Genomic DNA, 1,148 nt, shown 5'->3' with positions numbered 1-1,148 from the left:
GCGCCACTTTTATTCGCAAGATTTCAGCTATATTTCCAGTAAGTTCAATGCCATTGAGAAAGAATTAATACGTTCGCCAGAGGACGTGTTCAAGCAAGCGAATAACAGCACGCTCTACATATGGGTGTTTGAAGGTAAGCAGAACGTGTATCAGAATTCGAGCCTGACGATTCCTCAGAACCGAGCCTACAGCATTAGCTCACCTCAAGTTTTAAATCACGAGCGCGCCATCGAATGGAGTGAGGACTCGCTGAATGTTCGCGCGTTTGCGTTTCAAGCTGGGGAGTATCAGGTGGTGCTCGGTATGAGTATCAATCACCATATTTTGTTTTTGGATAAACTCGACTGGATTTTGTTTTGGGCGCTCGGTTTGGCGTTTGTGATTTCTTCCGCGTTGAGCGGTTGGATGGTAAAACGTGGGTTGAAGCCGATTGTGGGATTGAATCAGCACATTCAACAGATATCACCAGAGCAAATGGGCATTCGTCTCGACCCCGATTCGTTGCCAATAGAACTGCGCGAGTTAGCCAACAAACACAACGCGATGCTCGATAGGTTGCAAACTGGTTTTCGCCGCTTGAGCGAGTTTTCTTCTGATATAGCACATGAGTTAAAAACGCCACTCACCAACATTACTACACAAAATCAGGTCATTTTAGGTGCGTGTCGAACGTCTGAAGAGTATCAGGATGCGATTGCCTCAACGTTGGAAGAACTCAACCGCATCACGAAAACCATCAACGATTTGCTCTACATTGCCAAGGCTGAAAACAAGCTCATTCATCGCCATGACGAAGTGTTTGCGGTGCAGGAGGAAATTGACCGCTTGGTCGCGTATTTTGAAATATTGGCCGAAGATGCCGAGGTGCGAATCGTGAGTTCAGGCGACGGTCAGCTCTATATGGACAAAAACATGTTTGAGCGTGCGGTGGGCAATTTGCTCTCCAACGCGATTCGTCATGCGTATGCTGATTCAACCATTGTGATTGACGTTCAAGCGGTTGATGAACAGGTGACGATATCGGTCAGCAACCAAGGTGATACCATTGCCGAGCAAAACTTACCGTACCTTTTCGACCGGTTTTATCGCGCAGATAAATCTCGCCAACATGTCGGTAGCGTAGGTGCAGGGCTAGGTTTGTCGATTA

At 47.1% G+C, this 1,148-nt stretch carries 1 protein-coding gene; it reads left to right on the top strand.

Annotation, left to right across the window (positions count from 1 at the left end; all coding sequences use genetic code 11):
- Positions 1 to 1,148, top strand: a 1,148-nt coding sequence (locus R7Q48_RS24545) for a heavy metal sensor histidine kinase (RefSeq protein ID WP_318132711.1), incomplete at both ends; no start/stop codon positions are given.

This window comes from Vibrio sp. 378, assembly GCF_033339435.1.
Note: the sequence above shows the minus strand (reverse complement) of the source record. Positions and strands in the feature narration are given on the sequence as shown.